Origin of the sequence: Kitasatospora sp. NPDC056531 (assembly GCF_042794375.1) — a bacterium.
In the GTDB taxonomy this organism is placed as follows: domain Bacteria; phylum Actinomycetota; class Actinomycetes; order Streptomycetales; family Streptomycetaceae; genus Kitasatospora.
Map to the genome: position 1 here is coordinate 19,701 of NZ_JBHTTU010000053.1, position 9,848 is coordinate 29,548.

The following is a 9,848-nucleotide window of genomic DNA, read 5'->3' on the forward strand; positions in this document are numbered from 1 at the left end:
CGGAAGATCACGTTTGCCACCCCGGGAAAGCGGGGAACGGCGCCCCGCCGAAGCGGGGCGCCGCCTGTGGTTCAGCCCCGTGATCAGGCCGTGACCGAGCGCTCGGTTCAGCGCTGGCCGGCCGGCTCCGGCACGCCGTGGGCGTCGGCCAGCGGGGCCGGGCCCTCGCCGGGGCGGGCGTCGCCGCCGTGGCCGGGCCACCAGGCGCGGTGGCCGAGCAGGGCGGTGAGCGCCGGGGTGAAGAACATCGCCATCACGAAGGCCGCGATGATGATGCCGATGGCGATCGAGAAGCCCATCTCGCTCATCATCGTGTTGCCGGCCAGCAGCATGGTGCCGAAGGTCGCGGCCAGGATGAAGCCGGCCGCGGCCACCGTCGGGCCGCCGTGGCGGATCGCCTGGCCGGCCGCCTCGTGGGGGTCGCGGCCCTCGCGGGCCTCCTCGCGCAGACGGGCGATCATCAGGATGTTGTAGTCGGTGCCGAGCGCGACCACGAACAGGTAGATCAGGATCGGCAGCATGAACATCAGACCGGCCTCGCCCTTGATGTTCTGGAACACCAGGGTGGTGGCACCGAGGGTGGCGCCGAAGCCGAGGCCGACCGAGGCCATCAGGTACCACGGGGCGACCACGCTGCGCAGCAGCAGGCCGAGGATGATCATGATCAGCACCGCGGCGATCGGGAAGACCAGGCTGTAGTCGTGGACCATCGCCGTGTTGATGTCCTTGTACACGGAGGAGGTGCCGGAGACGTAGGCCTTGGTGCCGGCGGGCGCCTCGCTGTGGGCGACCTTGCGGACCTCGCCGACGGTGTCGATGGCCTTGTTGCTGGACGCCTCGTCCTTCAGGACGACGGTGACGTCGACGGTGAGCCCGTCCTTGCTGATGCCGCGCTCCGGGTTCGGCATGGCGGCACCGGCCACACCGTCGACCTTGCCGAGGTCGTTCACGTAGCCCTGGAGGGCGGCCAGGTCGATCTTGTTGCCGTTCTCGCTGGTGACGAGGACGTGGGTGGGGTCGGCGGCGCCGGCCGAGTAGGCCTTGATCATCGCGTCCTGGACGACCATCGACTCCTTGTCCTTCGGCATGGAGCTACCGGCCATGTCGAAGGTGCCCTTGTAGCCGAGGGCGGCGAGCGCGAGGCCGACCATCACCAGGCCGGAGACCAGGGCGGCGACGGCCGGACGGCGGCCCACGCCGCGGCCGATGGCGGCGAAGCGGGCGTTCGAGGGCTCGCGCTGCCAGGCCTTGGAGGGCCAGAACAGGACCTTCTCGGGGATCAGGCACAGGATCGCGGGCACCAGGGTGACCGAGGCGATCGCGGTGACGGCGACGGCGATGGCCAGCGCCGGGCCGAGCGCCTTGAACATGCCGAGGCTGGACAGCACGAGCACGGCGAAGGCGACCACGACGGCGCCGGCGGCGGAGGTGATGGCCTCGCCGACCCGGCCGACCGCGTTGGCCACGGCCTCCTTGCGGTTGTCCCCGGCCCGCAGCCGCTCGCGGTAGCGGAACATCAGGAACAGGAAGTAGTCGGTGCCGACGCCGTAGAGCACGACGGTCAGGATCTGCGACATCGAGCTGTCGGCCTTGAGGCCGAACCAGTCGCTCGCGAAGCCGATCAGACCGGTGGCGACCAGCGAGTAGATGAGCACCGAGAGCACCGGCAGCAGCGCGATGATCGGGCTGCGGAAGATGATCCCGAGCGTGAGCAGGATGATCACGACGGTGCCGAGGCCGATCAGCATGCCGGCCGTCTTGCTGGAGTCCTTCTGGTCCAGCGCGGTCGCGGCCGGGCCGCCGACCTGGTACTTCAGGTTGGTGCCGGCGGCGAGCTCCTTGCCGTCGTCACGCAGCTTCTTGGCGGCGTCGGTGAACTCGTCCGACTGCATCTTGGTCTTGTCGATGGCGACGAGCGCCATCGCGTACTTGTGGTCCTTGGAGTACGAGCCCGTCTTCTCGGAGACCGGGAGGACCTGCTCGACCAGCGGGATCTTCTTGTCGGCCAGGCCCTGGGTGATCTTGTCCATAGCGGCCTGGTCGTTCCCGTCCAGCTGACCGCCGTCGGTGCGCTCGAAGAGCAGCAGCGCGGAGGGCGACTTGTCGGACGGGAAGGCCTTCTGCTGCACGTCCATCGCCTGGATGGACTCGTAGTGCTTGGGCAGGAAGGACGACTCATCGGTGTTGGCGGTGAGCGCGGGAGCGGACCCGATGATCGCGACCGCGGCGATCAGCCACGCGCCGATCACCCACCAGGCTCGACGGACGACTGTGTGTCCTAGTCGGTGGAACATGCTCGAATGCCTCCTGGGCATGGTTCACCGCAGCCCTTGGGGGACGGGACGTTGGGCGACGGCAGGACCGGCGCCGCGAGCGCGCGAGGCGCTTCACTTGCCGGTCGGCAGGTAAGTGGGACTGGGCGTCATCCTACGAGTACATGCTTGCCGCCCGGCAAGGAGCCCCCGCAATACAACCCCCGTACGGGGCCGCCCCGAACCGGCCCCGACCCAGTGTCCCCCGACCGCACCCCGGTTGACCTCGTGCTCCGGGTGGAGACATCTCCCCCTCAGGGTGGAGCCCGTCCCCTACCTCCGAGGAGGAGGCGTCAGGGTCGCGGGGTGGGGAAAACCCCACCCCGCCCCCGAGGCGAGCACCAGGGCGCAATCACCCGCCAGCCGGATTACCGCCCAACCGCCGCTTCCCTACTGTCAGTTGCGACGCCGGAGCGGTATCCGGCGGGCACCTCTCCCGGCGGTCGAGGCGATCGGGCCGCCGCCGCTCACCTCGGCGTCGACCGCCGCTCTCCCAGGGGGATCCCGTGAAGACCAGAATCGGCACCGCTGCCGCGATGGGCGCCTGGAGCGCCCGACACAGAAAGACCGCCGTCTTCGGCTGGCTGCTCTTCGTCGTCCTGGCCGCCGTGCTCGGCGGCGTGCACGGCAGCACCGACGTGACCGAGTCCGAGTCGATGCCCGGCCAGGTCTCCCGCGCCGCGAAGATCCTCGACCAGGCCGGACTGAAGAGCCCCGCCGGCGAGACCGTCCTGGTCCAGAGCGCCACCCGCGACGCCGACGACCCGGACTTCAAGGCCGTCGTCTCCCAGGTGGTCGCCGCCGTCGACGGCACCGGCAAGGCCGCCGAGGTCCGCTCCCCGTACGACACCAAGGCGGTCTCCCGGGACGGCCACTCCGTGCTCGTCCTGCTCTCCCTCAAGGGCGACCAGGACCAGGCGGTCAACGACGTCCAGTCCGTCATGGACGCGGTCGCCGGGGTACAGCGGCAGCACCCGGACCTCACCGTGGTCGAGCTGGGCGACGCCAGCTCCGGCAAGTGGATCCAGGACCAGTTCAAGGACGACTTCGCCCGCGCCGAGTGGACGGCCGTGCCGCTGGCGCTCGGCATCCTGCTGATCGCCTTCGGCGCGCTGGTCGCCGCCGTGCTGCCGGTGGTGCTCGCGCTGACCGCCTTCGTCGCGGCCGGCGGGCTGGTCGCGCTCAGCAGCGGCCTGCTGCACACCAGCAACGACGCCAGCTCGGTGATGTTGCTGGTCGGCCTCGCCGTCGGCGTCGACTACTGCCTCTTCTACCTGCGCCGCGAGCGCGAGGAGCGGGCCGCCGGACGCGACGCGGCCACCGCGCTGACCGTCGCCGCCGCCACCAGCGGCCGGGCCGTCCTGGTCTCCGGCGTCACCGTGGTGGTCGCCATGGCCGGCATGTTCCTCACCGGGATCGCCGACTTCCGGGCGATGGCCTACGCCACCATCGTGGTCGTGATCACCGCCGTGCTCGGCTCGCTCACCGTGCTGCCCGCGCTGCTGTCCATGCTCGGCGACCGGGTCGAGAAGGGCCGGGTGCCCTTCCTCTCGAAGCTGCGCCGCCCCGACGCCGTCCGCACCGGCGGGCGGTTCTGGAACGCGGTGCTCACCCCCGTGCTGGGCCGCCCGCTGGCCTCCACCGTGCTCGCCGGAGCCGTGCTGCTGGGCCTGGCCGCGCCGCTGCTCACCATGCACACCGCCAATCTGACCTTCCAGCAGCAACTGCCCGCGGGCAACGAGCTGGTCGCCGCCTCGCAGAAGATCGAGGCCGCCTTCCCCGGCAGCCCCGCCCCCGCCACCGTGGTGATCAAGGCCACCGACATCTCCTCCCCCGCGATGACCGCCGCGATCGCCGACCTGCGGAACCGAGCCCTGGCCAGCGGACGGATGCACGGCCCGGTCGAGGTCACGGTGCACGCCGACAAGAACATCGCCACCGTCGACATCCCCCTCGACGGCACCGGCAACGACGCCGTCAGCAACGCCGCGCTGAAGACCCTGCGCGAGGACCTGGTGCCCGCGACCGTCCTCAAGGTGCCCGGCACCGAGGCCCCGGTCACCGGCCGCACCGCCGGCTCCTACGACTTCAACGCCAAGATGACCGGCTCGATGCCGCTGGTCTTCGGCTTCGTGGTCGCCTTCGCCTTCCTGCTGATGCTCACCTCCTTCCGCTCGCTGGCCGTCGCCCTCACCGCCGTGGTGCTCAACCTGCTCTCGGTGGGAGCCGCGTACGGGGTGCTGACCCTGGTCTTCCAACACGGCGTGGGCGCCTCGCTACTGGGCACCGCCGGGGTCGGCGCGGTGGAGTCCTGGGTGCCGCTGTTCCTCTTCGTGATCCTCTTCGGGCTCTCGATGGACTACCACGTCTTCGTGGTCTCCCGGATCAAGGAGGGCCGCGACCGCGGCCTGCCGACCCGGGCCGCGATCGCCCACGGCATCCGCTCCACCGCCGGGGTGGTCACCAGCGCCGCGGTGATCATGGTGGCGGTGTTCGCGGTCTTCGGCACCCTGTCCATGCAGGCGATGAAGCAGATGGGCGTGGGCCTGGCGGTCGCGGTGCTGATCGACGCCACGGTGATCCGCGCGGTGCTGCTGCCCTCGGTGATGAGCCTGCTCGGCGAGCGCAACTGGTACCTGCCGCGCTGGCTGCACTGGCTGCCGGACCTCTCGCACGGCGAGTCCTTCCCGCCGGTCGGCGCCGGGCGCGCCCTGCAGGAGCAGGCGACCGCGCCCGCGGACGGCCCCCGGCACCGCCGGGTCGAGGCCTGAGGCCCCTCCCTCGCACGGACGTCGCACGGACGCCGGGCCGCCGCACCGCGCGGGGCCCGGCGTCCGTGCGGGGCCCGGCGTCCGTGCGTCATGATGATCACCGTCCGGGGCCCTCCGGATGCACGCCGGCGGAACGGAGCCCAGCCATGATCCCCTTCGACGAGGGCCGCGCCCGGCTGCTGCTCGCCCACGCCTGCGAGTCCGCCGGGCTGCCCGGCCCCGGCGACGCCCGGCTGCTCGCACTCGGCGAGAACGCCGTCTTCGACCTCGGCGACCCGGCCGTGGTCGCCAAGGTCGGCCGCGGCCCCGAGCTGTACGACCGGGCGCACCGCGAGCTGGCCGTAGCGCACTGGCTGGCCGGGCAGGACGTCCCGGTGGTACGCCCGTACCAGGAGGTGGCGTCCGAACCGCAGCTCGCCCACGGGCACCCGGTCACCTTCTGGCACCGGCTCGCCCCCGCCGTACGCCCGGCCCGCCCGGCCGACCTCGCCCCGCTGCTGCGCGCCCTGCACCGGCTGCCGCTGCCGCCCTTCCGGCTCGGCCGGCGCGACCTGCTGGCGCCGGTGGAGCGCTGGCTGGCCTCCGCCGAGGGCCGCGTCGACCCCGAGGACGTCGCCTTCCTGCGCCACCGCCGGGACGCCTTCGAGGCCGCCCTGCCCGACCTGGTGCCGCAGCTGCACCCCGGGGTGATCCACGGCGACGCGCTGCCGCGCAACGTCCACGTCGGCCCGGACGGGCCGGTGCTGCTCGACCTGGAGAACGTCTCGCACGACCTGCGCGAGCACGACCTGGTGGTCCTCGCGCTCAGCCACGACCGGTACGGCGTGCCGGGCGAGGAGTACCGGGCGTTCACGCAGGCGTACGGCTGGGACGTGCGCGACTGGCCCGGCTTCGCGGTGCTGCGCGGGGCCCGGGAGACCGCCAGCGCCTCCTGGGTCGCGCAGCAGGCGGCGGACAACCCGGCCGCGCTGGCGGAGTTCCGGCGCCGGGTCGACTCGCTCCGCGAGGGGGCCACTGAGGTGCGGTGGTACCCGTTCTGACGGCACGGGGATACCCCGGCTGAGGGGCGGGTGCCAACCCGGGCGAGTGTGAGAAGGCTCTTAAGGCGGATCGGTCCGGCGCGCAACCGGGGCACGTACGGTTGGCGTCCTATCGGACAGTCATCCTGACCGAGGATTCGGCCCCCCCTTCTCGTACCTCAGGAGCCGCCGCATGCCCACGGCCGCCACCCGTCGCCCCTCCCACCCGACCCGCACGGCCCGTGGCCGCAGCAGGCTGATCGCGGGCTGCGTCGCGGTGACCGCCCTCCTGGGCCTGACCGCGTGCGGCACCGCCAGCGGGGCACTGCGCTCGCCCAGCGCCTCCGCCCCGTCCCCCGGTGACACGCCGCAGCAGCCGACCGGCACGGGCGCCGCCACCATCGCGCCCACCTCCGGCTCGGACGCCGCGGACGGCTCCGGCCCGTCGGCGCCGGCGGTCACCCCGAGGTCCAAGACCCCGGCGGCGCCGGCAGCGCAGACCAAGACCACCCCGGAGCAGCCCTCCGCCGACGGGGCCCCCTCCTCGCCCGCCGCGCCCGCCGCGCCCTCCTCGCCCGCCGCGCCGCCCGCCCACACCGGGCCGGGCAAGGTCATCGGCTCCACCGCCTCCGGCGGCCGTACCGTCGCGCTCACGTTCGACGACGGCCCCGGCCCGGCCACCGGCCAGATCCTCGACCTGCTCGCCCAGTACCACGTCAAGGCCACCTTCTGCGAGATCGGCCAGAACGCCGCCGCCAACCCGGCCCTGGTCAAGCGGGTCCTCGCCGAGGGCCACCGGCTCTGCGACCACAGCCTCGACCACCCCCAGCCCTTCGAGAAGCTCCCGCACGACAAGGCGGTGCACGAGATCACCAGCGCCCGGGACATGATCGTCCAGGCCGGCGGGCCGGGCACCCAGGTCAGCTGGTTCCGCGCCCCCGGCGGCGGCTTCAACGCGGACAACGAGCACATCACCGCGAGCCTCGGGATGTCCTCGCTCGGCTGGTCCGTCGACCCGCGCGACTGGTCCCGCCCGGGCGTGCCCGCGATCGTCTCCACCGTGCAGAGCCAGCTCAAGCCCGGGGGCGTGATACTGATGCACGACGGCGGCGGCGACCGCAGCCAGACCGTGGCCGCGCTCAAGCAGCTGCTGCCGTGGCTGGTCGCCCAGGGGTACACCTTCGACCTCCCGGCCGCGTAAGGACGTTGAGCTTCCGACTGGTCGAACCACCGGACAGCGCCGGGGAGTTCGGACGGGCCGAGGCGCTCCTGTGGTCCGGGCCGGAGCGACCGCGGCCGTAGGGTGGGGAGCCGTGACCGACACCGCCCCCAGCCCCACCGAACTCGTCACCGCCGTTCCCGGGCTCGCCCGCTACCTGCGGCCCGCCACCCTGCTGCACCCGTACGCCGCGCCCGACGCCGAGGTGTTCGGCAGCCGGATCGGCGGCCCGGCACTGTGGCCGGCCGGCGAGCCCTGGCCGCACTGCACCGCCCGGCACCCGGACGACGACCACCGGATCCCCCGCATGCCCCCCGAGGAGCGTGCCGCACCGACGGCCCTGATCCCGATCGCGCAGCTGCGCGCCGAGGACGCGCCTCACCTGCCCTGGCCGCAGAACACCGACCTACTCCAGGTGCTCTGGTGCCCCAACGACCACGACGACATCCAGGGCGAGCGCTACTACTACGGCCCCGCGGTCGGACTCCACTGGCGGCGCGCCGCCGAGCTCGCCCCGGCCACTCCCCCGCCGCCGCTGCGCAGCGAGGAGGACTACTACCTGCCGCAGCCGTGCGCGCTGCGCCCCGAGCAGGTCCTCGACCTGCCAGACCGGGACGAGCTGCCCGAGGAACTCAACCGCGCCGTCGCCGAGTTCGCCGAACGGCGGGGCATCGAGCACGAGCGCGACCCGGGCCGCGCGGAAGGCTGGAAGGCAGGCGGCTGGCCGTCCTGGCACTCCACCGACCTCATCCCGATCGACTGCGACTGCGGGGCGCGGATGACGCACCTGCTGACGATGGAGAGCGGCGACGACCCGGGCCTGTCGCTGGGGCGGTACGGCGAACTGCACGTGTTCGTCTGCCCGGTGGACCTGGCGCACCCGGTGGGGCTGGACATCCAGGGCTGAGGCTCAGCTCAGCCCAGGTGCAGCCGGTAGACCTGGCGGGAGCCGCCCTCCGGCCCGGGTTCGGCGGCCTCGGCCGGGGTGAAGCCCAGCCGTTCGTAGAACACCCGGGCGCCGCTGGTCACCGCGCCGGGGTGGTCCGGCCCGAAGGTCACCACCTCGACGACGGCCGGGGCGCGGACGTGGCGGCGCAGCGCGTCCTCGACCAGGGCGCGGCCGAGGCCGGTGCCCCGGGCGCGCTCGGCGACCACCAGCCAGTGCAGGTGGCGCAGCGGGGGCTTGCCGCCGAACAGCAGGCCGCCGAGCAGGCCTCGGTCGTCCTCGATGACGGTGGCCAGGCCTCGGTCGATGTTCCTGCGCACGGCCCGGTGGAAGCCGGGCTCGGCCACCATCGGGCCGAACCAGTGCTCGACCTCGGCGGCCAGGGCGAGGAAGCCCGGCAGGTCGTCGGGGCGGGCGGGGCGTACGGTCATCCGGCCGCGTCCGGCTGGTCCGACGGCCTGGACGGCCAGCGCGGGTCGACCACGGCCAGCGGGTCCTTGCCGCGGCGCAGCCAGGCCTGCAGGCCCTCGGCCCACTCCCGGTACCAGCCGATCTGCCGCCGGTGCAGCTCGGCCGGCGCGACCTCCCCCACCTCCGCCGGGTAGCGCCCGCCCAGCGCGACGGCGACCCGTACGGCGGCCAGCGCGTCGCTGCCCGCCTCGTGCGCGTCCGTCAGCTCCACGCCGTACACCTCGCACACCCGCTGCAGGGTGCGCGAGCCCTTGCGGTACTTGTCCACGGCCCGGTCGATCACCAGCGCGTCCAGCACCGGCCCGACCGGTCCGCCCAGGCGCTCCGCGAGCGTCGCCAGCCCGTACCGGCGCAGCTCCGCGTCGAGCAGCGACAGGTCGAAGGGCGCGTTGAACGCCACGACCGGCCGCCCGGCCGCGATCCGCTCGCAGAGCGCGGCGGCTATCTCCTCCACCGCCTCCTTGGCCGGCCGCCCCTTGCCGCGGGCCACCTCGTCCCCGATCCCGTGGATGGCCTCCGCCTCGGCGGGGATCGGGATTCCGGGGTCGAGCAGCCAGTTGGCGGCCGCCACCCGCTCGGCGCCGACCGTGTCCACGAGCGCGGCCGTGACGATGCGGTCCACGGCCGGGTCGGTGCCCGTGGTCTCCAGGTCGAAGCCGACCAGTGGCTGCTGCCACCAGCTCATCAGGTGTGTCCTTCCGTCCAGCCTCTCGAAACAGCCCCTATCATCACCCGCCCCACCGACAACCCGACCGCTGGGGATCCGATCGCGGGCTGGGCAGCCGGCCCTGGGCTGTTCCTCGGACCTGAGCGGGGCAGCGGCCGTGAGTACTGTCCCTGCCGGACACGAACACGGTCGCCGGGCTCACCACGCGGCCGAAGCCGGTCCCGGCCGTCATCGAACGGGCTCGATCCGTCCCGGCCACGGAGCTTCTCCTCAGTGTCATCGCCGTACTGAATCCATGGGACTACTGAGACCACGTCATGTCGTCGGCCCCGGGGGGGGGGGGGCGGTGGGCGGGGGGGGGGGGGTTTGTGGGGGGGGGGCCGGTCAGAGGCACACTAGTACGCCCAGGAAGAGAGGGTAGGGGGGAGGGGGCAGGAAATGGT

Annotated in this window: 7 protein-coding genes; 4 read left to right on the forward strand and 3 right to left on the reverse strand. The window is 73.1% G+C overall.

Annotated features, from left to right (window positions below):
* Positions 1 to 107: 107 nt before the first annotated feature.
* Positions 108 to 2,294 carry an MMPL family transporter gene (locus ACFQ87_RS31670; protein WP_380614300.1) on the reverse strand — a complete coding sequence of 729 codons (2,187 nt, stop codon included), beginning with the start codon at positions 2,292 to 2,294 and terminating at the stop codon, positions 108 to 110.
* 554 nt (positions 2,295 to 2,848) lie between these two features.
* Here ACFQ87_RS31670 and ACFQ87_RS31675 point away from each other — a divergent pair.
* The 4 genes from ACFQ87_RS31675 (at position 2,849) to ACFQ87_RS31690 (ending at position 8,228) form a co-directional block, all read left to right on the forward strand.
* Positions 2,849 to 5,083 carry an MMPL family transporter gene (locus ACFQ87_RS31675; protein WP_380614322.1) on the forward strand — a complete coding sequence of 745 codons (2,235 nt, stop codon included), beginning with the start codon at positions 2,849 to 2,851 and terminating at the stop codon, positions 5,081 to 5,083.
* A 146-nt stretch (positions 5,084 to 5,229) separates the two neighbouring features.
* Positions 5,230 to 6,123, forward strand: coding sequence for a phosphotransferase enzyme family protein (locus tag ACFQ87_RS31680; protein WP_380614301.1), 894 nt, complete (start codon positions 5,230 to 5,232; stop codon positions 6,121 to 6,123).
* Between the two features lie 172 nt (positions 6,124 to 6,295).
* Positions 6,296 to 7,303 (forward strand): polysaccharide deacetylase family protein, encoded by a 1,008-nt coding sequence (locus ACFQ87_RS31685; protein WP_380614302.1) that lies wholly within the window; start codon positions 6,296 to 6,298, stop codon positions 7,301 to 7,303.
* A 112-nt stretch (positions 7,304 to 7,415) separates the two neighbouring features.
* On the forward strand, positions 7,416 to 8,228 hold the full coding sequence (locus tag ACFQ87_RS31690) for a DUF1963 domain-containing protein (protein WP_380614303.1): 813 nt from the start codon (positions 7,416 to 7,418) through the stop codon (positions 8,226 to 8,228).
* Positions 8,229 to 8,236: 8 nt separating this feature from the next.
* On the opposite strand, the gene ACFQ87_RS31695 is transcribed toward ACFQ87_RS31690, so the two are convergent.
* Both ACFQ87_RS31695 and ACFQ87_RS31700 read right to left on the reverse strand, forming a co-directional pair.
* Entirely contained in the window at positions 8,237 to 8,698 is a 462-nt protein-coding gene (locus ACFQ87_RS31695) for a GNAT family N-acetyltransferase (protein ID WP_380614304.1), read from the reverse strand.
* Entirely contained in the window at positions 8,695 to 9,423 is a 729-nt protein-coding gene (locus ACFQ87_RS31700) for an exonuclease domain-containing protein (RefSeq protein WP_380614305.1), read from the reverse strand. Before ACFQ87_RS31700 ends, ACFQ87_RS31695 begins: the two co-directional genes overlap by 4 nt.
* Positions 9,424 to 9,848: the final 425 nt, after the last annotated feature.